Source organism: Shimia fortis (assembly GCF_040225985.1).
In the GTDB taxonomy this organism is placed as follows: domain Bacteria; phylum Pseudomonadota; class Alphaproteobacteria; order Rhodobacterales; family Rhodobacteraceae; genus Shimia.
The window spans coordinates 105,069-130,390 of sequence record NZ_JBBPEU010000005.1 but is presented as its reverse complement, the minus strand read 5'-3'; the positions used below and the strand labels follow the sequence as shown (position 1 = coordinate 130,390).

The 25,322-nt window shown below is 59.3% G+C and carries 26 protein-coding genes; 8 read left to right on the top strand and 18 right to left on the bottom strand.

Annotation, left to right across the window (positions count from 1 at the left end):
- Positions 1-19: 19 nt before the first annotated feature.
- The 9 genes from WNE31_RS09905 to WNE31_RS09865 all read right to left on the bottom strand — a co-directional run bounded on the left by WNE31_RS09905 (position 20) and on the right by WNE31_RS09865 (position 8,077).
- Positions 20-676 (bottom strand): DUF1523 family protein, encoded by a 657-nt coding sequence (locus WNE31_RS09905; RefSeq protein WP_349979591.1) that lies wholly within the window; start codon positions 674-676, stop codon positions 20-22.
- A gap of 12 nt (positions 677-688) precedes the next feature.
- On the bottom strand, positions 689-955 hold the full coding sequence (locus WNE31_RS09900) for a hypothetical protein (protein ID WP_349979590.1): 267 nt from the start codon (positions 953-955) through the stop codon (positions 689-691).
- Positions 956-958: 3 nt separating this feature from the next.
- Positions 959-2,302 carry a DUF6638 family protein gene (locus WNE31_RS09895; protein WP_349979589.1) on the bottom strand — a complete coding sequence of 448 codons (1,344 nt, stop codon included), beginning with the start codon at positions 2,300-2,302 and terminating at the stop codon, positions 959-961.
- Positions 2,299-2,970, bottom strand: coding sequence for a hypothetical protein (locus WNE31_RS09890; RefSeq protein WP_349979588.1), 672 nt, complete (start codon positions 2,968-2,970; stop codon positions 2,299-2,301). Before WNE31_RS09890 ends, WNE31_RS09895 begins: the two co-directional genes overlap by 4 nt.
- A 73-nt stretch (positions 2,971-3,043) precedes the next feature.
- A complete protein-coding gene (locus WNE31_RS09885; protein ID WP_349979587.1) occupies positions 3,044-4,978 on the bottom strand; it encodes an AAA family ATPase in 1,935 nt (644 codons plus the stop codon).
- Between the two features lie 104 nt (positions 4,979-5,082).
- Positions 5,083-6,207 carry a hypothetical protein gene (locus tag WNE31_RS09880; RefSeq protein ID WP_349979586.1) on the bottom strand — a complete coding sequence of 375 codons (1,125 nt, stop codon included), beginning with the start codon at positions 6,205-6,207 and terminating at the stop codon, positions 5,083-5,085.
- A complete protein-coding gene (locus WNE31_RS09875; RefSeq protein ID WP_349979585.1) occupies positions 6,200-6,382 on the bottom strand; it encodes a hypothetical protein in 183 nt (60 codons plus the stop codon). The genes WNE31_RS09880 and WNE31_RS09875 overlap by 8 nt, the downstream gene beginning before the upstream one ends.
- 7 nt (positions 6,383-6,389) lie before the next feature.
- On the bottom strand, positions 6,390-7,466 hold the full coding sequence (locus tag WNE31_RS09870; protein WP_349979584.1) for a coiled-coil domain-containing protein: 1,077 nt from the start codon (positions 7,464-7,466) through the stop codon (positions 6,390-6,392).
- Positions 7,467-7,618: 152 nt separating this feature from the next.
- Positions 7,619-8,077: a MarR family winged helix-turn-helix transcriptional regulator gene (locus tag WNE31_RS09865; protein WP_349979583.1), complete on the bottom strand. Its 459-nt coding sequence runs from the start codon at positions 8,075-8,077 to the stop codon at positions 7,619-7,621.
- Positions 8,078-8,195: 118 nt separating this feature from the next.
- On the opposite strand from WNE31_RS09865, the gene WNE31_RS09860 reads away from it, so the two are divergent.
- The 4 genes from WNE31_RS09860 to WNE31_RS09845 all read left to right on the top strand — a co-directional run bounded on the left by WNE31_RS09860 (position 8,196) and on the right by WNE31_RS09845 (position 11,062).
- Positions 8,196-8,621 carry an organic hydroperoxide resistance protein gene (locus WNE31_RS09860; protein WP_349979582.1) on the top strand — a complete coding sequence of 142 codons (426 nt, stop codon included), beginning with the start codon at positions 8,196-8,198 and terminating at the stop codon, positions 8,619-8,621.
- Positions 8,622-8,687: 66 nt separating this feature from the next.
- The gene (locus WNE31_RS09855; protein WP_349979581.1) at positions 8,688-9,029 is read left to right on the top strand and encodes a cupin domain-containing protein; all 342 of its coding nucleotides are present in this window, start codon (positions 8,688-8,690) and stop codon (positions 9,027-9,029) included.
- 205 nt (positions 9,030-9,234) lie between these two features.
- Positions 9,235-10,356 carry a serine/threonine protein kinase gene (locus WNE31_RS09850; protein WP_349979579.1) on the top strand — a complete coding sequence of 374 codons (1,122 nt, stop codon included), beginning with the start codon at positions 9,235-9,237 and terminating at the stop codon, positions 10,354-10,356.
- Positions 10,357-10,507: 151 nt separating this feature from the next.
- Complete coding sequence (locus WNE31_RS09845; protein WP_349979578.1) at positions 10,508-11,062, top strand: hypothetical protein; 555 nt, start codon at positions 10,508-10,510, stop codon at positions 11,060-11,062.
- A 48-nt stretch (positions 11,063-11,110) separates the two neighbouring features.
- Here WNE31_RS09845 and WNE31_RS09840 read toward each other — a convergent pair whose 3' ends face one another.
- Entirely contained in the window at positions 11,111-12,355 is a 1,245-nt protein-coding gene (locus WNE31_RS09840; protein WP_349979577.1) for an aminopeptidase P family protein, read from the bottom strand.
- Positions 12,356-12,663: 308 nt separating this feature from the next.
- Between WNE31_RS09840 and WNE31_RS09835 the strand changes: the two genes are divergently transcribed.
- Positions 12,664-13,650 carry a P1 family peptidase gene (locus WNE31_RS09835; RefSeq protein ID WP_463407430.1) on the top strand — a complete coding sequence of 329 codons (987 nt, stop codon included), beginning with the start codon at positions 12,664-12,666 and terminating at the stop codon, positions 13,648-13,650.
- Here WNE31_RS09835 and WNE31_RS09830 read toward each other — a convergent pair.
- The gene (locus WNE31_RS09830) at positions 13,641-14,105 is read right to left on the bottom strand and encodes an Lrp/AsnC family transcriptional regulator (RefSeq protein WP_349979575.1); all 465 of its coding nucleotides are present in this window, start codon (positions 14,103-14,105) and stop codon (positions 13,641-13,643) included. The two genes, WNE31_RS09835 and WNE31_RS09830, sit on opposite strands and share 10 nt — an antisense overlap.
- Before the next feature lie 139 nt (positions 14,106-14,244).
- Here WNE31_RS09830 and ald point away from each other — a divergent pair, with 139 nt between their 5' ends.
- Together ald and WNE31_RS09820 are read left to right on the top strand one after the other, a co-directional pair.
- Positions 14,245-15,363 carry an alanine dehydrogenase gene (ald, locus tag WNE31_RS09825; RefSeq protein WP_349979574.1) on the top strand — a complete coding sequence of 373 codons (1,119 nt, stop codon included), beginning with the start codon at positions 14,245-14,247 and terminating at the stop codon, positions 15,361-15,363.
- 245 nt (positions 15,364-15,608) lie between these two features.
- Positions 15,609-16,658: a CobW family GTP-binding protein gene (locus WNE31_RS09820; protein ID WP_349979573.1), complete on the top strand. Its 1,050-nt coding sequence runs from the start codon at positions 15,609-15,611 to the stop codon at positions 16,656-16,658.
- Positions 16,659-16,741: 83 nt separating this feature from the next.
- Here the strand turns inward: WNE31_RS09820 and WNE31_RS09815 are convergent, their stop codons facing one another.
- A complete protein-coding gene (locus WNE31_RS09815; RefSeq protein WP_349979572.1) occupies positions 16,742-17,548 on the bottom strand; it encodes a mechanosensitive ion channel family protein in 807 nt (268 codons plus the stop codon).
- Between the two features lie 178 nt (positions 17,549-17,726).
- Here WNE31_RS09815 and WNE31_RS09810 point away from each other — a divergent pair, with 178 nt between their 5' ends.
- Positions 17,727-18,425: a glutathione S-transferase family protein gene (locus WNE31_RS09810; RefSeq protein ID WP_349979570.1), complete on the top strand. Its 699-nt coding sequence runs from the start codon at positions 17,727-17,729 to the stop codon at positions 18,423-18,425.
- On the opposite strand, the gene WNE31_RS09805 is transcribed toward WNE31_RS09810, so the two are convergent.
- From WNE31_RS09805 to pheS, 6 genes are all read right to left on the bottom strand, one after another.
- Complete coding sequence (locus WNE31_RS09805) at positions 18,426-18,875, bottom strand: YtoQ family protein (RefSeq protein WP_349979568.1); 450 nt, start codon at positions 18,873-18,875, stop codon at positions 18,426-18,428.
- Positions 18,876-18,971: 96 nt separating this feature from the next.
- Complete coding sequence (locus WNE31_RS09800) at positions 18,972-19,607, bottom strand: class I SAM-dependent methyltransferase (RefSeq protein ID WP_349979567.1); 636 nt, start codon at positions 19,605-19,607, stop codon at positions 18,972-18,974.
- 130 nt (positions 19,608-19,737) lie between these two features.
- Positions 19,738-22,137 (bottom strand): phenylalanine--tRNA ligase subunit beta, encoded by a 2,400-nt coding sequence (gene pheT / locus WNE31_RS09795; protein ID WP_349979566.1) that lies wholly within the window; start codon positions 22,135-22,137, stop codon positions 19,738-19,740.
- Between the two features lie 174 nt (positions 22,138-22,311).
- On the bottom strand, positions 22,312-23,229 hold the full coding sequence (locus WNE31_RS09790; RefSeq protein WP_349979565.1) for a dimethylarginine dimethylaminohydrolase family protein: 918 nt from the start codon (positions 23,227-23,229) through the stop codon (positions 22,312-22,314).
- Positions 23,230-23,280: 51 nt separating this feature from the next.
- Positions 23,281-24,066, bottom strand: a complete 786-nt coding sequence (locus tag WNE31_RS09785; protein ID WP_349979564.1) for a type 1 glutamine amidotransferase — start codon at positions 24,064-24,066, stop codon at positions 23,281-23,283.
- A gap of 146 nt (positions 24,067-24,212) precedes the next feature.
- Positions 24,213-25,283 carry a phenylalanine--tRNA ligase subunit alpha gene (gene pheS, locus WNE31_RS09780; RefSeq protein ID WP_349979563.1) on the bottom strand — a complete coding sequence of 357 codons (1,071 nt, stop codon included), beginning with the start codon at positions 25,281-25,283 and terminating at the stop codon, positions 24,213-24,215.
- Between the last annotated feature and the right edge of the window lie 39 nt (positions 25,284-25,322).

The window sequence follows — 25,322 nt, the reverse complement described above, 5'->3', positions numbered from 1 at the left end:
TCGGCGTCATGTTCCGTCATTATCGCTTGGGCGTTTTCCAACTGTCCAGCCAGCGCCGGAACCGGCCACGGCTTTCCGAAAGACTGTCACCCGCAGCCTCGAAACTCTGGCTCATATCCTCCATCATCGGGTCGATCCGCGCTTCGCGAAAGCGCCGCCAACGGACATACACAGCCCAGCTTAGCGCGCCGAAGACCGTCAGGATCACGATGTTCAGCCAAGGGATCAGACGTACATCCGGACCTTCCACCTCGTAAATCGAGACCGCGTTGGGATAGATGCTCCACGGAATGAACCGCCAGCCATAATACCGGATCGCCACCCAGTTCGGATTGTCCGCCGTCGAGGTCAGGTTCCGCGCCTCGGCCTGCAGGTTTGAACTGTCGAGCTTAAAATAGGGCGGCCAGCCCCATCCGGTATCTTCGTTGCGATAGACCTTCACGCGACCATTCGCCTTGACCGCATCAATGAACCGCACATCGCGTCGCACCACGCCGTCGGTGATATTGGCCCCGGTGTCCGGCGCGGCCCAAAAGATCGAGTTCTCGCCGAACTGCTCCATCTTGATTTCGACGCCGGTCACGTAGACGATATCCCGCTTGGGCAACGTGTAGTGAAAGAACGCAGCCACAAGCACCCAGAACGTGCCCCAGAAAATCCACTTTACATAGACCATATCAGGCCCCTTTTACTGAATGTTTATCACGTAGATGATCGCGATCACACAGAGGATCGGGATCACATAGACCCCGAGGATCAGCTTTCGGCGCAACGACTCATCATAGTCGCGCAGCCCCTCTTCGATCCAGAGATCGCGGTCGCCGGTCATACCCTCTTCGTCCCACTCCGCTTCGAGCTTGCCGCGACGCGTCCTGCGCGACCAGACCGAGATGACCACGTAGAGAATTGTCAGGACGATAAAGGCAACGATGCCCAACCTTATAAGTGCAAACATGGCCTATCTCCTTACCGCGCCCCAGGGGCCGACCCGCCGGATAAGGTCGTCATCCGAACGCGTCACTGGTTGTGCCATCGGGGCTTCGTGCCCGAACAGCGCCGCGCGCGCGCCCGCCTTGTCCACCTGATACTCTCGTTCCAGAAAATCCGCCACATAGGATTTCTTGGTGTCGCTCCACCCCGCATAAGCCGCATAGAAGGCCTCTTTGTGGCAGATAAAAAGCTGCCGCACGTCTTTGGGCGCCAGTTCCGCCAACAGCATATTAACCAGATCAGCGTGCGGCGACGCCGCCGCACGCAGCGTATAGAAATAAGCCGGATGGCCGCTGTCGATCCTTGGCCACGCCGCCCCGTTCTCGGCCCAATCCACCAGTTTGCGCAGCCCGTGATACTCAGGCGGTAAGCGGTTGGCATTGGCGCGGGCCAGCGCGCGAATATCCCGCCGCGTCGCACCGGTCAGGTCCATGCCGCTGTCCTGCGCCGCATCGACCACGATGAAATCCATCTTCTGTTTCAGGATGGCGGCGGCATCAATGCCCCGCGCCTTCACGATGGACTCGACCAGATCGTTTTCTTGCAGGAACTTGGCAATCTGGTGCCGGTCGGTGAAGTCAAACACATACGGGATTGGTAAATCGCCCAGCGAATCCTTGTTCGCGCGTGCGATCAACGCCGGATGTGCAACCCCGCGAAACAGGTACAGTCCGCCAAAATGCGCGGTCCAGAAATTGTCCTGCTGGAATTCCATATGTTTGAGCCGCACCGGATTGCGCGTCACGTCGCCCGTGCGTTTGGCGACGCCGATCATGTCCGCGATCAGCACATCGTCAAACCACGCGTCCTCTTCATCCTTGAAACGGTCCACCATCCCGGCCAGCTTTTCCACGTCGCGCAGGGTGCCTTCGGTCGTGTCGGCTTCGATCACCACCTTGCGGATGTCGAACAGACGCACGGGATCGGTGACGCTGAAGACTGAGTTCACAAGTTCCCCCGCCACCGCGTCACGGGCGGTGAGAGCGAACAACTGGCGTTCGTTCTCGGTGATAAAGTCCCGCAGAATATCGCGGCTGGTCGAAAATTTGGCATTGAGCAACGGCGCGTTTTTCTGCTCGGTCGTGAGCAGGATAAACTGCCGGTTCACGCCGTTGTGGTTAAGGTACAGGTGGTCCCCCAACTCGTCCCCTATTTCGGGGGAATAGCCGGATACGTCGATATGGAAATCCGTCAGCGCCGTAGTCTTGCCCGTCAAATGCTTCAGCGCACGGTTATAGCGCTCGACCAATACGGGCGAGGCCACCTCGATCAGATTGCCAAACATCAGGCCGCGTTGGATGAGACGTTTCATTTCTCAAATATTCCAAACAAAAGAGGGGAGTACTTTGTCACAAGCACCCCGATTACAAGCATCAATGCCCCAACGAGAACTTTGTCTTTGTTTCTTTGCCAAAACGTGTCTTTTCGTGAATGGTACACCGGAGGCAAAAAGCCCAGAATGCACGACAAGAAAAATGCAGAATAGACAAAGGTATCAAATTTACCTGCTTCCCAGCTCAGTTCTGACTCGGTGCTTCTAGTGACAATAAGCTCGCCAACCCACAGACCCAAAACAGCTCCCCACCAAAGAAAGCGCGGCACAATAGTGAATGGCCATAGAAAAGGAGTTCTATGGTTCTTCAATTCGGCTTCAATGTTTTGGCGAAGAACAGCAAGTTCGTCTTTATGTTCTGAGTCGTAGAAAAGAGATTGCATTGTCGTACAGTAGCTGAAGTTCACGCTTAAGCTGTATTGCCACTTGCCGTTGGGCTTCAATGTAACTTTCGTGTCGCCTCGCAGCAGAGGCAGGTTTGATTTCATGTCAGTGACGCTGTCGAAATCGTGCTTTGAGGTTTCGGCCTGAACTGACACGCCTTGCATCTCGTATTTCTCCAACATATCAATCAGTTCGGCGCCCGCTATTCTTATGTGACCCAGAGGTTTTCCGAAGGGCCATTGAGGTTTTTCTTTGATTTTCACCAATGAACCAGCCTCCCGCTGAAATCTCGACGTCGATCAGAACTAAAACCAATGTCAATTTGATAGTACTCCATCACCCCTTCCCCTCCAGATACCGCTTCTTCGCCTCTTCCTGACGGCCAAAGTCGCGCACCATGGCCTCAATCGCCACCTCGTCGGACTTGTCGGCATAGCGGAACTCGGAATCCGCGTAGCGGTTGATTTCTTGCAGGACCATATCGACGGTGATTGGGACACGCAGGGCGCCGATCATGTCTTTCTTGCGTTCATAGGATTGGAACAGGAACAGTTCTGGGTTCTCCATCCACTCGTCCGGCAGCTCAAAGTCCATCGCGCGGACCTTGACCGCGTCGGTGATGTTCTTGATCGCGCGGCCGGTGAACCGTTCGTCTGCCTGCTGAATGCCTTTGAGATAGGTGCCCAGCTTGGCAATTGTATCCAGCTCGCCTACCTGATCATGGATGCGATCAAACACGTTTAACAGACCCGCCTCATGCGGGCGGGAATGGCTCTCGAAAGATGCCGCCACCGCCTTTTGGATGGCCTGCGCTTCGTAGAGATCATGGTCACCCAAGGGGATGTCGTGGTTCTTGCCCATCAACAGATGCAGGATGTCGATATAGTCGTCACGGGTCTGAGGCCCGTCCACAAGGAACCGTGCACCGGCCCGTTGGCGCAGGGCGTCGTCGACGTTTTCAGGATAGTTCGAGAACATGCCAAAGGTGCAGTTGCCCCGCACAACGGTATTGGCGCCGGCAAAGCTCTCCATCAGCACGGCGGTGATTTCCAGCTGACCGGCCGAGGACTGACGGTCGCCGCGTTTGCCCGCCAATTGGTCAATGTCGTCAATCGTGCCGAAGCCAATGACACCCGGGTCGATGATATTGTTGATAAACGCCTTGGCGTTCTGGCCCGACTTACCCTGATAGCTGTCGATATTGTCGGTCGACAGGTTCTGATAGCGGAACGGATATCCGGCCACCTGACAATAGTCGTTGATCATCCCCGCCATCATCTGGATCAGCGTTGTTTTGCCCGTCCCCGGTTTGCCATCGCCCATGAAGGTGAAGATGAACCCGCCCAGTTCGGCGAACGGGTTCAGGCGGCGGTCAAAGTCGTAAGCCATGAGCATCTTTGACAATTTCATCGCCTGATACTTGGCGATGTGGTTGCCGATGACCTCGTTCGGTTTCTTTAAGGTCATGGTCAGCGTGCTGCCTTTGGCCTTGCGCGCCGGTGTAAACCCCTGAATTGTCAGATCATTTTCCTCGACACGCCAGCTGGCATTGGCAAAGGCGGCCAGACGCCCGGCGGATTGGGCGCGCAGCGCGAGCTTTTCCATAAGCTGTTCAGCATAGGCACAGACGGTGGCAACAAGACGTGCCTCGTCCGTGCCAAGGGCGGCGATGTCCTGATCCAGTTCCCACAGGGCCCCGTGCAGGGCCAACTGGGCGTTATCGGTCAAAACCTCTTCCACCTCGCCCACTTCGACGGAAACCTCACCCAGATGCGGAGCTAAGAGATAGGCTGTGGTATTGGCGAATACATGCAGAACGACCAGCGCCTCAGCCGTCAGGAGTTCGGAAAATTCTGCTTTTTTGTCAGCACCTAAGCTGCCCGCAAGGTTGGCGCGCTTGAAGTCCGAGAGACCCGATGCCTCGGCATAGTTTTCGCCCACGGCAAGGGCAATCGCCAAGGCGCGGCGCAATGTATGCATCACGTTGGCCTGCAGGGGCGAAACCAGCGGATCATCGCCATCTGCATCTTCGATCCGCGCGATCAGGTGCACGCCTTCGGGTCGCGCTGTTGAGCGGGTGACAAGGCCCGGCGTGGTCGACCGGAACCGGCGACGGGTGCCCAGGCCAGAAGACTTTTCGGAGGTCGCCACGTCGCGCCCCTTGCCGATGCGGGGGGTGTGGTCAAAGCCATCCAACATCCCGACAGCCGCCGCGTAATGCTTGCGGATATCTTCTTCGCGCAGTTCCATCTGATCGGCTGTCACACTCATAATCTCACCCGGATTTGTCTGGTTTGTACAAGGTTTTCAGGCCGAATGACCGCTTTGTACAAAATTGAACTTGCGTTTGAGCGACAGATGCGCCGCCCTAAAGGTTAATAACTCAGCACCTGACCCGAAGGGCTCACAACGAATTTGTTGACGCTGGCAAAGCCCGGCGGCGACAGTTCGGCGAGTGCCTGAAACGGGCGCTGGGGCAGGATGATGCTGCGCTCGGTGCGGGTCGCGCCGGTGTCGACTCCGCGTCCCGAAAACGGATCCAGCGCGAACACTTCGCGTTCGACCTTTGAGAACCATCCGGCGCGTTCTTCTTGCACGCGCTCTGACTCCAGTTCCTCGACCGTCCAGGCCAGCGCCCAATCTTCGCCCTCGGGCGCACGGGCTTGTTCGAGGACGTCGCGGATCGGGCCGGACTGGCGGGTGTAGACGCTCGAATACATCGGGCCGATATGATAACGGCGCATGCGTTTGGGATGCAGGTCGTCAAAGCTGCGGTCAAAGCCATGCGCAATGGTGACGAGTTTCAACCCGCCCAACGACTGCCCCATCAAGTGCATCTGTACTTCGGGCCAACGGCGTTCGTCTTTGGGCAGGGCCACACGGCCCGAATCCTCGACCTCCATCAGATAGACCGTGGGCAGATTGATCTGGCTGTCATAAACCGCCCAATGCACGAGGAACCGGCGGCGGTTGTCGTCGATATTGGCGATCCATTGCACCTCTGGGTGATTCTGAGCCCAGAACAGGTTCCCGCGCATCAGTTCTTCGTAATAGAGCCGTTGCGACAGAGCGAATTGCAGCTTGGTCGGGATCTCTCGATCTCCGACAATCTTGCGCACCATCTGATCCTTGAGCGCCTCGACCGAAGGCATGTTTTCCAGATGCCCGCGCGCCTGCTGGGCGTCATTGGCCATGACCAAGAGTTCATTGAACACCGGAAAGCCGCTTTCAACCGCGTCCATCGACAAAGAGCCAAAGAAGCGCCCCGTCTCACGCCCTACCAGCAGATACTTCATCGACAGCGCCTTGAAGGTGAACGAGAGCTGCGTGAGGTAGCGGGTCAGCACCTTGACGTCGGCATTGCTCAGCTCACCCTGGCCTGCGCGGGTAGCCGCGACGCGGGTCAAGTGGTTGGTTATAGTCTCGAACTTCTTGAAGTACCGACGCGAGGCGTAGGTTTCCATCAAGGCCTTGTGGTCGTCTGTGGGCGCGTCAGTCATTGTCCACCCGATCTTCCGAAAGCCAACGGTTCATTACCCCAATCATCAGACCCGCAACCCCGCCGCCCACGGCCGAGTAAGCCCAGATCGGAAGATCTAATGCCCAATGTGCCGCCAGCCCGGCGGCCGTCCCTGTCAGAATGGCAACCGAGTAGGATTTCACTGTCTTGCTCACGTCCTAATCAAGCCCCGTACAGGTTCTTGTCGTGTTTCTCGACGATCTTCTGGAACCGGCGGGCAAAGCGTTCGTCGGCTTTGGCCTTAGCCTCGAGCACGTCGCGGGCAAAAACCATGTGGCCTTCGTGCGCTTCGAGCATGTCCGCCATTCGCTGGTTCGTCGCCGTGCCGATGGCCGCCATGGAGGCCTGCGCCTCTTTGTCGGTTTCGACGCCGATTTCGTTGATGCGGTGGGCAATGTCCTGTTGTTGCGCGGTTTTCAGAGATTTGGTCAGGGCGTCATACAGCACCACGCGCTGTTTGGTGTCTGTTTGCAGCTTGTTGATCAGCACCATCTGTGTTGCCGCCTGGTTTTGCAACGAGTCGACCCAGGTCTTGCCCTTTTCGATGTACCGCTCGAGCGTTTGCGACTTGGCCAGCTTGACCTGCTCTTGCTGGACCAGTTCGTTATACGCCTTGTTCGCATCGGCCAGTTCGGTTTCCAGCTTGGTGCGCGCGGCGGCGTCCTGTTCGACGCTGATCTTGTTTTCCAATTCGATGATCTTTGGATCCATGCCAAGGATCTCGGCACGCAGGGATTCCAGCTCGCCCACGGTCATTTCGCGTTCGTCCAGTGTTTCCGTCAGATTTGTTTCAACCTTTTCCTTTTGCTCATTCAGCACGTTCAGCTGACCTTCGAGCAGCTTGGTGATGACGTCGGATTTGGCGATCAGGTCGGTCAGCTTGTCGTCGATATTGGCGGTCTTGATGCGCTCCTGACGCATGGACTCGGCCTTGCCGCGACTGAAGATACCGACAAAGCTCTCCCAGCCGGTCTTGTCGCGCATCTCGTCAAAGTCCTTGGAAAAGGCCGATGTCACATCGTCCAGTCCCATGATCAACTCGGCGATGTTGGCATTCATCACCTCGGTATGGGCGTGCACGTCATCCAGCGTGGCGTTTTCGATGTCGATGGCGATGTCATCGCCAGATTTCATCTTGGTCCGCGCGGTTTCGATCCGGCTTGTCAGTTCTGCAATCTTGGCCTGTGCAGCCGCGACCTGTTCCTGGGATTCGCGCACCTGGGCGTCAAAATCAGCCATAAAACTCTCCCTTGTGATCAATGCGTTGAGAAAGAGATGGGAAATGTAAAAAGGATTTACATCCCCTCCCCGATCAATTCACGATTAGTGTTGCAAATGTGCCCGTGCAAGGAAAGGGTGTTCGTCCGGACGCGGGGGCAGACCCTGCAAAGTCAGCCGCTGCCGCCAGAGGCGGTTTCCAACGCCTTGCGCAGGGTTTTGAGGCTTGTGAACAAGGTGCGCAACTCGGCCTCACTCATGCCGGTGGCCTCGGTCACGCAAGCGCGGATATGGCCGACTTCGTGGCGCAACTGGTCACCCATCGGGGTCAACCCGACAAGCACACGGCGTTCGTCCCGTGTATCGCGGGTGCGTTTGACGAAACCTGCGGCTTCCAGACGTTTGATCATCGGCGTCAACGTGTTGGACTCAAGGCCCAGCGCCGCGCCGATTTCGCGGACCATGCGGCCATCCTGCTCCCAGAGAAAAATCATCACAAGAAACTGGGGATAGGTCAGGCCGAGCGGCGTCAGCAGGTCTTTGTAAAGACGTCCGAAGGCGTGTTCGGTGCTGTAGATTTCAAAGCACAGCATCTGGTCCAACAGGGACGGCGGGGGGGCGTGATCTGTCATGGGGTCTCCTGCGATATAAAATAAATCGTGCACGATCCATTCGCAAGACTTGACATTTTAACGGCAGGCACAAATATCGCACACAATTAAATCGTACACGATGCAAATGGAGAGACTGATGCCTGTGAAAACCCTCTACACCACGTCCGCCACTGCCGCCGGAGGCCGCGAAGGCCGCGCCATTTCCGAGGATGGCCATCTTGACGTGGCGCTCTCGACCCCGGCGGCTCTTGGTGGCGCGGGCGGTGAAGGCACCAACCCCGAACAGATGTTTGCCGCCGGTTATGCGGCCTGTTTCCTGTCTGCCCTCAAGTTCATCGCGATGCAGCAAAAGATTGCCGTGCCCGACGAGGCGACAGTCAAGGCCATTGTCGGCATTGGCCCGCGCGAAGACGTGGGGTTCGGTCTGGAAGTTGACCTTGAAGTGTCGCTGCCGGGGCTGGAGCCTGCCGTGGCCGAAAAGCTGGTCGAGACGGCACACCTGACCTGCCCCTATAGCCACGCAACCCGTGGCGCGCTTGAGATCACGCCGAAACTGGTCTGAGACAATCGGTCTTGCAGGGCGCGGTCGGGCGTCATAGCTGTTGGAAAACAACAGACGAGACACGCCATGACCGCGCTTCTGCAACAGGTTGCCCCCACGGGTGACGCCGAACATGACACGCCCGCAGCGGACCGCCTGATTTCAGGCACCCCCGAGTTCACCACCTGGAACCTAGAGGAGCGCGACGGGCTTTATGCCGGAATCTGGAAATCCACGCCGGGTAAATGGCGTGTGGTCTATGACGAATGGGAGTATTTCCGCATTCTGAGCGGCGTGTCGATCCTGACCGATGCCAAGGGGCGGGAAACGCGGCTTGAGGCCGGTGACAGCTTTATCCTCCGCCCCGGTTTCGAGGGCACTTGGGAGGTGGTTGAAACCACGACCAAGGATTATGTGATCCGTCTTTAAGCAGATCACCTTTGCGGGGGATGCCGAGGCCGAAATCGTCTTCCCCGCCTTTCACCGAACTGCTATATCTCGCGCAAAGCACACGGCGATGGCGTCGCCGGAGAGCCTGCGCTCTTGCTTGGTTTCACGATCCTGCACGCCGGGACTTTCAATCGGGAGATTGGAGGCCCCGCGCCCCGTCTCTCACAAGAGACAGGAGAGGGTCATGGCCTGGTCGCCGGAGAAAACCGAAGTCAAAAGCTGGAATGAATGGGACACGCTGCGCCACGTGATCGTGGGCCGTGCGGATGATTGCCATATCCCGCCCGAGGAACCCGCGCTGGACGCCAAGGTCCCCGAGGACAGCGACATGCGCGGCCAGTGGGGCCGCCGCCCACAGGAAACCATTGATCGCGCCAACGAGCTCTTGGACAATTTCGCCGACCAACTGCGCAAGCGCGGCGTGCGGGTGGACCGCCCGACCCCGATTGATCATTCCAAACCCGTCACGACGCCCGATTTCCACACTGCCAGCCAGTTCGGCTGTATGCCACCACGCGACGTGCTGTTGACCGTGGGGCATGAAATGCTGGAAGCGACGATGTCATATCGGTGCCGCTGGTTCGAATATCTGAATTATCGCCCGCTTCTGAAACAGTACTGGGAGGAAGACCCGAATTTTCGGCACGAGGCCGCGCCCAAACCACGCCTGACCGATGCGGATTACCACCCCGATTACCTCAGCGAAAAGATCGGCGTGGAGAAGCGCCTGCAATGGGCGGCGGAGAAATTCTTTGTCACTACCGAGGAAGAGCCCCTGTTCGATGCCGCCGACGTGCTGCGGTTCGGCAAGGATCTGGTGGTGCAGCACGGGTTCACGACGAACCTGAAGGGCATTGAATGGTTGCGTCGCCATTTCCCGGATCACCGCGTCCATACGGTGAATTTTCCTGGTGATCCTTACCCGATCCATATCGACGCGACCTTTACGCCGCTGCGTCCGGGCTTGATCCTGAACAACCCGCAGCGCCGCCTGCCCGAAGAACAGCGTGGCCTGTTCGAAAAGAACGGATGGGAGATCGTCGACGCGGCGCAACCGGCACACAACACACCGCCACCTCTGTGCTATTCATCGACATGGCTGTCGATGAACGTCCTTGTGCTCGACCCGAAAACCGTCTGCGTCGAGAAGTCCGAGGTCTATCAGGCCGAGCAGATGGACAAACTTGGGATGGAAGTGGTCGAAGTAGACCTGCGCGATGCCTATGCCTTTGGCGGGGGTCTGCATTGCTGTACGGCGGATGTCTATCGCGACGGCGACTGCGAAGACTATTTCCCGAACCAGTGAACTGCGCACATCCATGCATCAGGAAACGGGGCCGCGCGCCCCGTTTTTTTATGGTTTTCGGGGCGTTTCCCTGTTGGCGCGAACCGTTTCACGCATAGAATGGCGGCATTGCCAGACCAGATTTCCGACTTGGAATTGACAGGAGACACTCATGAAACAGGTTTTTGCAGCCGCGCTGATCGTTGGGATGACCGCCTTATCCGCGCAGGCGGACGAAATTTCGGATGCGCTGGAAAGCGCCCTTACCGCCTATAACGAAGGCGACGTCCAATACGCGATCGAAGAGCTGGACTTTGCCAAGCAACTTTTGCTCGCGAAAAAAACGGGGGCGCTGTCGGATGTGTTGCCCGCCGCGCCGGATGGTTGGACCCGCACGATCAACACGGATATGAACGCGGGATTGCCGATGATGGGCGGCGGCGTCGGAACCGAGGCCGAGTATAGCGATGGCACGCAATCCTTTACCGTGTCCATCATGGCCGATAACCCGATGGTGGCCGCGATGGGCGGCATGGTCGCCAATGCAGCTTTGATGGGGGCCAAGATCGAACGGGTCGGCCGTCAGAAATTCATGAATCAGGATGGCGAGTTGAGCGCGCTGGTCGACAATCGTATCCTTGTGCAGGCGTCGGGCGCCGACGTGCCGGTGATGCTGGACCTGCTGGGCACAATGGATTTCCGCGCCTTGTCCAAGTTCGGCCAGTAACTTTGGGTCGGATGAGGGGGCACCGCAGGACGCCCCCTTTGTGCCGTATCAGCCGACCACGTTAAACGCGGGACCATAGGGGTAGCCCGTAATGTTTTCGTTTCCGTCTTCGGTCATGATGAGAATGTCATGTTCGCGGTATCCGCCGGCACCGGGCTGGCCCTCGGGGATCGTCAACATCGGCTCCATCGAGATCACCATGCCGGGTTCCAGAACGGTGTCGATGTCTTCGCGCAGTTCCAGACCCGCCTCGCGGCCATAATAATGGGACAACACCCCGAAAGAGTGACCATAGCCAAAGCTGCGATATTGCAGCATGTCGCGTTCGGCGAAGAAATCATTGATCTGGTGGGTGATCTCGGCGCAGCTTGCGCCCGGTTTCAACAATGAAATGCCCAACTCGTGCGCGCCGACATTGGCCTCCCAATAGCGCAGCGAGGCATCGTCGACCTCGCCCACGAACATTGTGCGCTCCAGTGCGGTGTAATAGCCCGAGATCATCGGGAAGGTGTTGAGCGACAGGATATCCCCGCGTTGCAGTTTGCGGGCCGTGACCGGGTTGTGCGCGCCGTCAGTGTTGATACCCGACTGGAACCAGACCCATGTGTCGCGATACTCGGCATCCGGGAACCGCCGTGCGATTTCCAGTTCCATCGCGTCACGCCCTGCCATCGCCACGTCGATTTCGCGCACACCTTCACGCACGGCATCGCGGATGGCATAGCCGCCCACATCGGCCACGGCGGCCCCTGCGCGGATCATGTCAAGCTCAGCGGCGGATTTATGCATACGCTGCCGCATGGTGGCCTCGTAGAGGTCTACGGTTTGCGACGGGGACAGGAAAGCATCCAGCTTGGCCTTTTGCAGCAGGCTGAGGTGGTCGCCCTCGTAGCCGACAACACGGCCCATGCCGGTCACGGATTCAATGGCGCGCCAGTAATTGTCCCTTTGCCAGTCGGTGTAGGTGATGTTGTCGCCATAACAGCGGCGCCATGGCTGGCCCGCGTCGATGCCCGCCGAGATGGTCACGCAGGCAGTGTCGGTCACGACCAGCGCGTAGGGCCGCCCGAAGGCACAATAGGTGAACCCTGAATAGTACGAAACATTGTGCATCGACGTGAACACCGCCACATCAACACCTAGGTCGGCCATGATCCGGCGCAGGCCCGCAACGCGCGCGGCATATTCGGCCTCGGCAAATTGCAATGGGGCCTTTTCACCATTGTGGAAACGATAGAAATCCGGACGGGCCGCAGCCGCGGACAGATCTTGGTAACGGGGAATAACAGTCATTTTGACCTCCAGTTCAGAGCGCGTCAGGGAACAGGCCCCCTTTTGACGCGCGTGCTTACAAAAGAGGTCCCGGCGTTCAGGACTGGATAGAAAAGCGCATTCCGGTGCGGAATGTGGCGACGCCATCGCCAATGCTGTGGAAATCCTTGCACCAGGTGTGACGAGTCGCGCAAGAGAAATTTTTCGCAGAGGTCGGTCATGGGGGCTCTGCCCCCAAACCCCCGAGGTATTTATCCCAAGAAAAAGAGGGGGGACGTTGCATCACCCCTCATGCGCGGTAGGTTGGGCCAAAAGGGAGACATGACATGCTGCAGACCGGGCACAGAAACCTGATCACGGATGTTGCGGGATTGCGGGTTGGTAATGCCTCGGATGAAAGGATCAAGACAGGCGCAACGGTGCTGGTGGCGGACGAGGCGTTCACCGCGGGCGTGCATGTGATGGGGGGCGCGCCGGGCACACGGGAATCTGACCTTCTGGCGCCGGACCGCACGGTGCAGCAGGTCAATGCGCTGGTTCTTTCGGGAGGATCGGCCTTTGGTCTGGATGCTGCGTCAGGCGTGGCCGATGCCTTGCGGGGCCAAGGAAAAGGGTTTGCCGTCGGTGATCAGGTCGTGCCGATCGTGCCGGGGGCGATCCTGTTCGACCTGTTGAACGGGGGCGACAAGGACTGGACCGAAAACCCTTACAAACAGCTTGGGGCAGAGGCCCTTGGCAAGGCCAGTGATCGGTTTGATCTGGGATCGGTCGGGGCTGGCACGGGGGCCGTTTTGGCCAGTTTCAAAGGGGGGCTGGGGTCGGCCTCGGTTGTATTGCCCTCGGGGCATACGGTCGGGGCGTTGGTCGCTGTGAATGCCTTGGGGGACGCAACCGTGGACGGGCGCCATTTCTGGGCCGCACCGTTTGAGATGGGACAGGAATTCGGCGGATTGGGGTCTGCACAAGAGTATCCCGAGGGTCTGCCGCCGACCAAACTGGCCAGCCATAATGCCAACACGACCATCGCGATTGTCGCGACCGATGCGGCGCTGGACCAGAGCCAGTGCACCCGTATGGCCACGGCGGCGCATGACGGAATGGCCCGCGCAATCGTGCCGTCGCACACCCCCATGGATGGCGATCTTGTGTATGGCGTGTCCACCGGCGCGCGCTCCATGGTGCGCCCGGCAGAGGACATGATGTGGTTGGGCCATGCGGCGGCCTCGTGCCTGGCGCGGGCGATTGCGCGGGCAGTGTTTCATGCCACGCCAGCCGCCGGTGACGTGGTGCCGGCCTATGCCTATCGTCAGGGGTGAATCGGCAAGGCCGTCGTCTTGAACACGGTGCGCAGCGCGAATGAAGATTGCATCTGTGCAACCCCCGGCAGGCGCGACAGATATTGCCGGTGGATGCGCGCAAAGTCATCGGTGTTCTCGGCCACGATCTTGAGCAGGTAGTCGGCAGACCCCGCCATCAGGTGACATTCCAGAACATCGGGAATGCGCGAAACCGCCTTTTCAAACGCGTCAAGCACGTCATCGGCCTGGGCCGAGAGGGTGATCTCCACAAAAACGGTGGTGGGCACGGCCATTTTACGGGCATCCAGGAGCGCCACGTAGTCGCGGATATAGCCATCCGCCTCGAGCCGCTGGACGCGCCGGTGGCAAGCGGACTGGGACAGGTTGACCTCGTCCGAGAGGTCGGCGTTTGAGATGCGACCTCGCCGTTGCAAAACTCCGAGAATCCGACGATCCGTTTGATCAAGCGACATATGTTGAAAGCCTTTTGCAGTTTTTACGAACTTAGTCGAAGATCCTTCGATTTGCATGTTTTAATTTCGCTTAAAAATGCAGCACATTGCGGGGGCGGTGCGGCACAATTCCGAGAAACACTTGCGGGAGGAAACGCAGATGAAAATCGGATGTCCAACAGAGATCAAACCCCAGGAATTTCGGGTCGGCCTGATGCCGACCGCCGCGCAAGAGGCCATTGCCAATGGGCACGAGGTTATCGTGCAGTCGGGTGCCGGGGCCGGTTCGGGGTTCACGGATGATGACTATCGCGCGGCCGGGGCGGTCATTCTGGACACGGCAGAGGAGATCTTTGCCAGCGCCGACATGATCGTCAAGGTCAAGGAACCCCAGGCTGCCGAGCGCAAGATGCTGCGCGAGGGGCAGCTTTTGTTCACCTACCTGCACCTTGCCCCTGATCCCGAGCAGACCCATGACCTTATCGCGTCGGGCTGTACGGCGATCGCCTATGAAACAGTGACCGACGCACAGGGCGGTCTGCCCCTGCTGGCGCCGATGTCCGAGGTGGCCGGACGCCTTGCGCCGCAGGTGGGGGCATGGACCCTGCAAAAGGCCAATGGCGGGCGCGGTGTGCTGATGGGCGGCGTGCCCGGTGTGGGCCCTGCCAAGGTTCTGGTGATCGGTGGCGGCGTTGTCGGCACCCATGCGGCACGGATCGCGGCGGGCATGGGCGCGGATGTGACCGTGCTGGACCGATCACTGCCACGCATGCGGTATCTGGATGATGCCTTTGGCGGCGTTTTCAAGACCGGGTTCTCATCGGCGGGCTATACCGCCGAATTGCTGGCACAGGCTGACATGGTGATCGGCGCAGTTCTGATCCCGGGTGCAGCCGCACCCAAGCTGGTCAGCCGCGCGCAGCTGTCGACGATGAAGCCGGGCGCGGCATTGGTGGACGTGGCGATTGACCAAGGCGGGTGTTTCGAGACCTCGAAGGCCACCACCCATGCCGAACCAATCTATGACGTTGACGGCATCATGCATTACTGCGTGGCGAACATGCCGGGCGCAGTGGCGCGCACCTCGACCATCGCCTTGGGGAACGCCACTATGCCGTTCATGCTGGCGCTTGCGAACAAGGGCTGGCGCAAGGCGTGTGAGGACGATCCGCACCTCTTGAACGGGTTGAACGTACATGCGGGCAAGTTGACCTACTATGCAGTGGGCGAGGCGCTGGGGCTGGACGTGCTGTCGCCTTCGCTGGCTCTCAAGCAGTAACCGGCGGGCAGCTCTCGGCCGCACACATCAGAAACAAGGGCGCCTTCGCAGCAGTTCGAAGGCGCCTTTTTCATATTGTTTGGGGCCAGTGACACATGGATCGGCCTTGCATCATGTAATACTATAACATACCTATCTGTCGAAATGCGTAGGGGCGGTTTGCTCTGAGAGCGTCGGGAGAAGTTCCACGTCCCTCGCCGTGCGCATCGCCCCTTTGCCACCCAACCGCATGGACCTGAGACAATATGAACGACACGCGCATTCCCGTCACACTGATCACCGGATTTCTGGGGGCTGGCAAGACGACCCTGTTGAACGCCTTGCTGAACAATCCGTCGTCGGAGCGCATCGCGGTGATCGTGAACGAATTCGGTGAGGCCGGACTCGACCACGATCTGCTGGAAACCTCGAACGACAACATCTCTTTGATGCAGTCCGGGTGCCTGTGCTGCACGGTGCGCGGCGAGCTGGCCGATACGATTGTCGATCTGATTGACCGGCGGGATTCAGGCGCGTTCGAGTTTGACCGCATCGTGATCGAAACAACCGGTCTGGCCGATCCCGGCCCGATCCTGCAAACCCTTCTGGTCGAGAACATCCTGGCGCGCACAACGCGGATGGACGGTGTGGTGACAGTTGCGGATACAGTGAACGGGCCGGGAACGCTGGACTCGCAATTCGAGGCCGTGTCGCAGGTGGCGATGGCGGATCTTGTTATCTTCAGCAAGACGGATCTGGCCACACCGGAACAGATCATCCTTTTCGAAGAACGCGTCCGCGCGTTGAACCCCAGTGTGCGCATTGTGCACGCGGTCAAGGGGGAAGGCGTGGAAGACAAGCTCTGGGGGCTAAGCGGGCTACGCCGGAACGCAGCCCCGTCCGACGTGCTGGCGTGGACAACAGGCAAGACAAAGCCCAGCGATCCGCTTGCAAACCTGTCCGGCCTCACCGCGCCTGCGCCGGCGCAGACACCGTTCTCGCCACACGATTCGCGGATCGGATCTGCCTCTGTCGTGATTGACGAACCTTTAAGCGATGCAGTATTTGATAACTGGCTCAACACGCTGGTGGCGATGCGCGGCCCTGATATCCTGCGCGTCAAAGGGATTGTGTTCCTTGAAGGAATCGAGCTGCCCTTTGCGTTTCATGGTGTTCAGACGATCTTTGATCCGCCCGTACCGGTGCGCGACTGGCCCAGCGAGGACCGGCGCTCGCGGATCGTCGTGATCGGGCGTGATATCTCGAACACTGAACTTCAGCGCAGTTTCGATATGCTGCGCGCAACACCGGCGTGAGAAAAACGGGCTGAACACATTTGAAAAGGGGCGGCACCCGCAAGTGCCGCCCTTGTTCTTGAGACCGGTTGTCTCGCAGACACTCAGCCCTCTTTCTTGATTTCCACGGTGTGCGGATAAGGGATCGAGATGCCCTTGGCGTCGAAGGCTTCCTTGACCTTTTGTGTCATCTCGAACTTCAGGTTCCAGTAGTCCGCAGCGTCACACCAGATGCGGGTGGTCAGGTCCACCGAGCTGTCGCCCAGATTGGTGACCTTGACCCACGGTTCAGGGTCGGCTTTCACGCGGGTGTCGGCCTTGGCTTCGGCGAGGATAATCTCCATCGCGGCGTTGGCGTCATCGCCATAGTCGATCCCAAACACCAGATCCACGCGGCGGGTATCGTGGTGCGAGAAGTTGGTGATGATTGACCCCCAGGCCTGACCGTTGGGCACGATGATCTGGACATTGTCCGGGGTCACAAGTTCGGTCACGAAGAGGTTGATGTCGACCACGGTGCCGGACGTGCCGCCGATATCCACGAACTGACCCAGTTTGTAGGGGCGGAACAGGATCAGCATGAACCCCGCCGCAAGATCGCTGAGCGTGCCTTGCAGCGCCAGACCAATGGCCAGCGTCGCAGCGCCCAGCATGGCAACCAGCGATGTGGCCTCGATACCGAAGATCGACATCACGGCGACCAGCACCAACAGCAGCACCACCCATTTGACGATCGAAGCTGCGAAATTGCCCAGTGTCGCGTCGATCTGCGGGTTGGCGATAACCCGTTTGCGGACCATGCCGCTCAGCATTCCGGCGGCCATCCAGCCGATGACCAGAACGACCAGCGCCTTGATCGCCGCGACCAAGAGCGGCCCGACCCAGCCGGCAGTTTCCATTGCGGTTTCCATTCAAATCCCTCCTGTAAAACTGCCTTTATCAAACGGCAGCCTTGTTGGTGTTTCAAGCCCAAGCATCGTCTTTGTTCATCCGTGCAGGGGGTCTTTCCGCAATCGCACAGTTGTTTTGCTAGCGCGACGGGAAAAATCACGCGACACTTCCCCCTGAAACGTGAACAGGAAGCCGCCCATGACTTTTGTGACAGATCACCCGGTAAATGCCCGCTGGCCCGCCAAATCGCCCGACATCCTACAGCTTTATTCCTTTCCCACGCCGAACGGTGTGAAAGTGTCGATCATGCTAGAAGAAATCGGCCTGCCCTATGAGGCGCACAAGGTCACGCTGGCTGATGCGGATGTCAAAAGCCCGGAATTTCTTGCCTTGAACCCCAACAACAAGATTCCCGCGATCATCGACCCTGATGGTCCGGATGGCACCCCTGTCACCCTGTTCGAAAGCGGGGCGATCCTGCTCTATCTCGGGGAGAAGACGGGCAAGCTGATTGGGTCCACCGCCGCGGAAAAGGCCGAGATCACGCAATGGCTCATGTTCCAGATGGGCGGTGTCGGGCCAATCTTCGGGCAGCTTGGATTTTTCTACAAATTCGCCGGTGCCGAGATCGACGATCCTCGCCCGCGTGACCGCTATATCAACGAAGCCAAACGGTTGCTGGCCGTGATCGAGAAACGCCTAGAGGGGCGCGACTGGATCGCAGACGCCTATTCCATCGCTGATATCGCGCTGGCACCTTGGCTGCGCGCCTTGGCGTTTTACGAGGCAGAGGAGGTGGTTGGTCTGGCGGACCTGCCGAATGTCGTCGCGTATCTTGACCGTTTTGCAGCCCGCCCCGCGGTGCAGCGCGGGCTGAACATACCGCCGCGCGACTGATCAGTCGGGCAACGCACCGGTCAGGACATAGCGCAGGATATCAACCACCTGTTGCGGCGTTTCGGTCACGGCCAGCGCCGCGGCATCCACCTCTTTCAAAGCATGTTGGTGATCGGGGCCGTGCATCACGATCAGCGACTTGCCCAAGGCAGCCGCATAGCCCGCGTCGAACGCCGCGTTCCATTGCTTGTACTTGTCCCCGAAGCGCACCACGACCACATCGGCATCGACCAGCCCCTTGCGGGTGCGTATCGCATTCAGCTTGGCGCCTTTATGGTCATGCCAGAACTTGTCCGGCTCGGCCCCCATGATGCGCACGCCGCAATCGTCGCTGGCGTCATGGTCGGTGACCGCACTGTCGAAACTGACGTCCAGGCCCTCGGCGCCCTTGATGATCTGGTCCCGCCAGTCGGTATGTATTTCACCGGACAGGTAAACCTTTAGTGTCATGTCGTTTTCCCTCTGAATGTTTTGCAGACTCTAGCCCCCACTCGTGGTGGGGCCAACCATGCGCAGCCAAAAGCTGTTACAACTGGATGCGCATAATCAGGCCTTGCGCGCCACGAGGTAAGAGCGTGGTACCATGCCGCCGGAATTGCGTGTTTCAAGAATTTCAAACCCGGCGGATGTCACCGCAGTCTCGACCTCGTCAATCGTGACAAAAGCCACCGACGGGGCCTTGCCCAGAAGTTGCAGAACACGCACCACCATGCGCAGAAACAGCCGCTTGAAGAATGGCGTACTGCCAAGGCTGGGGGTTTTCGCCACAAGAAGACCACCTGGTTTCAGCAGATCATGGCTACGTCGGAATCCGGCGGGCATATCTTCCATCAAATGATAGAAATTCCAGCCCATCACCACATCATAGTCCTGCCCGTCAAAGCCCCTGTCAAACGGGTCGGCTGTCAGGAAATCGATATTCTCGATGCCCTGTTCGGCGGCGCGGGTCTTGCAAATGTCGATCATCGCCCCGGCAAAATCCGAGGCCGTGATATGCGCGACGTTGGGCGCGAGTTTCAGTGCGGTGGTGCCGGTGCCGCAGCCCAACTCAAGCACGCGGTCCGAAGGTTTGAGATGGGCGCGGGTCAGGTCAAGCGTGGCCTCGTACCCCGCCGTGTCGCGGATGGGCGATGCGGCATATTTCTCGGCAATGCGATTCCAGAAATTGGCGTCTTTGGACATAATGACTCCGGCAGAAAAGGTTTTGTCCCGTTCAGATATGACCGGCGGCGCGGCTCTGCAATCAAGGACATCAAAGAAAAAACGCGCGCCAGTGTCGGCGCGCGTTTTATGGAAAGGTTGCGGTCAGGTGTTATCCGCGCAGCGTGCCGCCGGTGGCCTTTGTCACCTTCTCGACGATCTTCGCGGCCACGGCTTCGATATCCGCTTCTTTCAGCGTCTTGTCCGTGGGTTGCAGACGCACGGTGATGGCCAGAGATTTCTTGTCATCCCCAAGCGAACCGCCGATGAATTCATCGAAAACGCGGACACCGTCGATCAGCACCTTGTCCGCGCCGGCGGCGGCATTTACGAGGGTCAGCGCCTCGACACCCTTGTCGACCACAAAGGCGAAATCGCGTTCAACCGCCTGCAGGTCGCGCAGTTCCAGCGCCGGGCGGGTGGCGCCCTTCTTGCGCGGCATTGGGATTTGCTCGGGATAGAGCGTGAAAGCCACTGCCGGGCCTTTGACGTCCAACTGTTCAAGAACCTTGGGGTGCAATTCACCAAAGACACCCAGAACTTTTTTCGGCCCCAAGCAGATTTTGCCGTGACGACCCGGATGCCACCAGCCTTCGGCGCCGCGCAGGATTTGCACCTTGGCAGGCGCACCAATGGCGGCCAGCACGGCCTCTGCGTCGGCCTTAGCATCGTAAAGATCTACGCCACGGGTCTCGCCATGTACGTCTTTCCCGACGGTCTTACCGACCAGCAGGCCACTGACTTGCAGGCGCTGTTCACCGGGTTCCCCACCTTGGAAGGCAGCACCGCATTCAAAGAGAGCCATATCCATGAAACCACGCGCCTGATTACGGGCCGCAGCCTGCAACAACCCCGGCAGGAGATCGGGGCGCATATGGCTCATCTCGGAAGAGATCGGGTTCTCGAGCATGGTTGCATCCGACCCGCCCTCGAACAGTTCCGCCGACGCCTTGTCGATAAAGCTGTAGGTGACGCATTCGTTGTACCCCAGCGACGCAGTGGTGCGGCGGGCAATCTGTTCGCGCTTTTGCATCGGCGACAATATCACTTCGGGCAGACCATCCTGAACGCGGCGCAGCGGTTTGCCTTGCAGCTTGGTCAGCGATGCAACACGGGCGACTTCCTCGACCAGATCAGCCTCGCCCTGCACGTCGGGGCGCCAGCTGGGCACCTGCGCCATGTCACCATCCATGACAAAGCCCAGATCGGTCAGGGTCTTGATCTGCTGTTCGGCAGGGATTTCCATACCCACCAGCGACTGCACGCGGTCGGTATCCAGCTTGTAGGCGCGGCGCACATCCGGCACCTCGCCCGCGACCACGACCTCGGACGGTTCGCCGCCGCACAAGTCGATGATCATCTGGGTTGCAAGATCGACGGCTTCCATGTTGAAGCCCGGATCAATGCCACGTTCGTTGCGATAGCGCGCATCCGAGTTGATCTTGAGTGCGCGGCCCGTATAAGCGATCTGGATGTGATCCCAGACAGCGGCCTCGAGGAAGACATTGGTGGTTGCTTCGGTGCATCCGGTGGCCAGACCACCCATGATACCCGCAATGGATTCAATCCCTTCGTCGTCCGAGATCACAACCTGACCGGCGCTGAAAGTGTATTCCTTTTCATCCAGACCCACGAGGGTCTCGCCGCCTTTGGCGCGGTGTACCCGCAGGTTGCCGTTGACCTTATCCGCGTCAAACACGTGCAGCGGGCGGTTGCGGTCGAAGGTGAAGAAGTTCGTGATATCCACCAGCGCCGAGATCGGGCGCAGGCCAATCGCGCGTAGGCGGTCCTGCAACCATGCGGGGCTCGGGCCGTTCTTGACGCCTTTGATCAGACGACCGGCAAAGACTTCGCAGCCCTTTTCGCGGGTGTCTTCATCAATAGTGACGCTGATCGGACTGGCGAAACTGCCGCTGATGTCTGCGGTGCTGGCTGGCTTCATGGTACCGATGCCGCGCGCTGCAAGATCCAGCGCAATGCCACGCACGCCCAGCGCATCGGGGCGGTTTGGCGTGATCGCAATCTCGATCACTGCATCCACTTTGGCAGGGTCATTCTCGGCCAGCCAGTCCACAAAACGGTCGCCAACCTCGCCCGAGGGCAGTTCGATGATGCCGTCATGCTCGTCCGAAAGCTCCATCTCGCGCTCGGACGCCATCATGCCATAGCTTTCGATGCCACGGATCTTGCCGACCCCGATAGTGGTGTCGATACCCGGCACATACACCCCCGGCTTGGCCACCACGACGGTGATGCCTTCACGCGCGTTCGGGGCGCCGCAGATGATCTGCAGCTCGCCTTCGTCCGTCGCCACCTTGCAGACGCGCAGTTTGTCGGCGTCGGGGTGTTTCTCAGCGTGCAGCACCTTGCCAATGGTAAAATCCTTCAGACGCTCGGCCGGATTGCTCACATCTTCGACTTCGAGACCAAGGTCCGTCAGCGCGTAGAGGATCTCATCAAGGCTCGCCTCGGTGTCGAGGTGATCTTTCAGCCAGGACAGCGTGAATTTCATCTTGTCATTCCATCGGTCAGAATTCGGGTCACGAGGGCTTTAGCGGATATGCAGCAAAGGGGAAAGAGTGGATGCGGGATTTGACCCGGGGAAAGGGGCTTTGCCCCTCTGGGCGCCTGCTGCGCCCATTCACCCCAAGGTATTTGGTCCAAGAAAAAGTTCGGGGCGGGTTCTTCAGCCCGGATCGCGGATCAGGCTTTGGCACATGCAATGCACACCGCCGCCACCCTGCGTGATCATGTCCAGTTCCGGATCATAGATCGTGAAGCCCAGCGCCTTGAGTTTTTCTTTCAGAGTTTTTGACGCGGCGGGCAGCAATACACGGTCTTCGCCCAGCGCCACGACGTTACAGCCCAGCGCCATGGTTTCCTGAAACGGCACCTCGATGATTTCGATCCGTTTGGACTTCAGCCAGTCCACGATCTTGGGATCTGTGCATTCGAGACAGACGGCAGCCAGTTTCGGAGCCAACATCACCACCATCAGGTCGATGTGGACATAGTAAGGGTCGATGTCCATCAACATGACTTCCCAGCCCTCGGCTTCCATCCAGCCCGCGATCTGTCTGGCGCCCTCCTCTGACGAGCGCCCCTCGGGGCCTTCCCAGCCGATCAGCACCGCGCCCGGTTCGATCACGTTGAAATCGCCGCCCTCGAACGTGCCTGCAGTGACATAGTCGTAAATCGGGATTCCGAGATCGTGATAGGTTTCAATCGCGCGGAAGTTCTCGCCGCGCCGCCAGGGCTGGGCCATATGGGTGATGATCGCACCCATCGGGGTCATGACCGAACTGTCGCGGGCATAGACCTGATAGGGCAGATGCGGGTCGGGTTTGTGAAAATGCACCTCGACATCAGCAGAGCGGTAGGCATCGACCATCTCGGCATGCTGAGCCTGCGCCACTTTGGGGTCAAACTGCACACCGCGCCGGATGGATTTCTTGGAGAGGCTCGAAGTTTGCAGCCACTTGTAATTCTCGATGGGACCGAGAAGAACCGAACGCAGGGTACCATAGTCGCTATTGGCACCCCATGTATTCAACACGGGCGTGCCGCGCCCTTCGCGCCGTGCACGCAGTGAAAAACCGGCCATGTCATGCTCCCTCGCTGTTTCCGCCAGCGTCAGGGCGTCAGGAGGCTGGAGTCAAGCCCGGACCGCCTTCGCACGCACATGGGCCAGCCAGTTGACCAATTCGCGCGCACGTTCCTGCAGCGCGAGCGCCTCGACACTTGTGCCCAGCCGGAAGGCAGCGTTCGGGTCTTTGTCGGCGCGCGCCAGATCGTCGGTCAGATCGCGTGCGCCGTCGAACAGGCTGCGCCCGCCGGTCGAGGCCGCGACATCGGCCATGCTCATCTCGGGGTGATACTGCGTGCCCCAGAAATCCACGCCGCCAACCTCATAGGCCATGGCCTGCACCGGCGAATGGGCGTTGCCCGCGATCAGCACCGCACCCTCTGGCAGGGCCTGCACCTCGTCGCGGTGGATGCAGGGCACGGCGAACCCGTCTTTGCGCCCTGCCATCATCGGGTGGGCCGCACCATCAGGCGACAGGCGGGTGTCGCGTGCCGCGCCGATTTCAAACCCGTTGGGCGATTCCCCGACCCCACCGCCCAGCACGACAGCGGCCAGTTGCATCCCGTTGCAGGACCCCCAAACCGGGCGACCCCTCTCAAAAGCGCGCTCCATCTCGGCGCGCAGGGGGGCGGCCTGTGCGTCCGCAGTTGACCACATCACGCCCGAGCCCGAGAACACAACGCCGTCTACTCCATCGAACACATCATCGTTTAGGGGGGCGGCGTAGGGGCAGGCGATCTTGAGTGTGACTTCGGGCGCGATGCCCTGAAAGGTGCGCACAAAGGACGCCGCAGCGGATTTGCCGATCGCCAGCAAGTCCGGCGTGTTGGATTCAATGATCAGGATGGTGGTCATGGCGCGGCTCCCTTTGTTTTAAAAAAGGTTAGGCGCTCTGGGACCAGAAAACCAACGTTTCGCGACATGGGTGGGGCGGGTTGCGCCTTTTGCAACAAAAAACGGGGCGCTACAGCACCCCGTTTGAACACTGAATTTCGCGCGCCTTATCGCGACAGGCCGCCATGCAGCGTCGGTTGGTCCAGCGAGGCAAAGCCGTAGTGGCGCAACCATCGCAAGTCGCTGTCAAAGAACGCGCGCAGGTCGGGGATACCGTATTTCAGCATCGCCAGACGGTCGATGCCGATACCAAAGGCAAAGCCCTGATATTCGTTCGGGTCGATACCGCCAGCCTGCAGCACCTTGGGGTGCACCATACCCGAGCCCAAAACCTCGAGCCAGTCATTGCCTTCGCCAACCTTGACCTGACCGCCTTCCCACGAACACTGGATATCCACCTCGGCAGAGGGTTCCGTGAAAGGGAAGTGCGAGGCGCGGAAACGGGTTTCCACATGGGTGCCGAAAAAGGCCGAGAAGAATTCTTCGAGAACCCATTTCAGGTTCGCCATCGAGATATCCTTGTCGATGGCCAGACCTTCGACCTGATGGAACATCGGGGTGTGGGTCTGGTCATAGTCGGCGCGGTAAACGCGACCGGGGCAAATGATGCGGATCGGCGCGCCGGTTTTCTCCATAGAGCGGATCTGGACCGGCGAGGTGTGGGTGCGCAGCACGTGCGGCGGGCGATTGTCACCTTCGGCACGGTGCGTATAGAAGGTGTCCATCTCGGCACGCGCGGGGTGGTGGCCGGGGATGTTCAACGCGTCGAAGTTATACCAGTCGGTTTCGATCTGCGGGCCTTCGGCCACGGCGAAACCCATATCGGCAAAGATCGCGGTGACTTCTTCGGTGACCTGCGAAATCGGGTGAATGCTGCCCTGGCGACGCGCGCGCGCAGGCAGCGTCACGTCTAGCCATTCGGTTTTCAGACGTTCTTCAAGCGCGGCATCGGCAAGTGCTGCCTTTTTCGCCGCCAGCGCCGAATTGATCTCGTTCTTGAGCGCGTTCAGCGCGGGGCCAACAACCTGACGCTCTTCCGGGGTCATCTTGCCCAGTTCGCGCATCTTCAGGCTGATCTCGCCTTTTTTACCGACAGCCTGCACGCGCAGCTCTTCGAGCGCACCCTCGTCAGCAGCGTTCGAAATCAGTTCCAGATACTTGTTGCGCAGATCTTCCATAGCGGACCCATTCCCGGCATTCAGTTCGTTGCCTGTCTG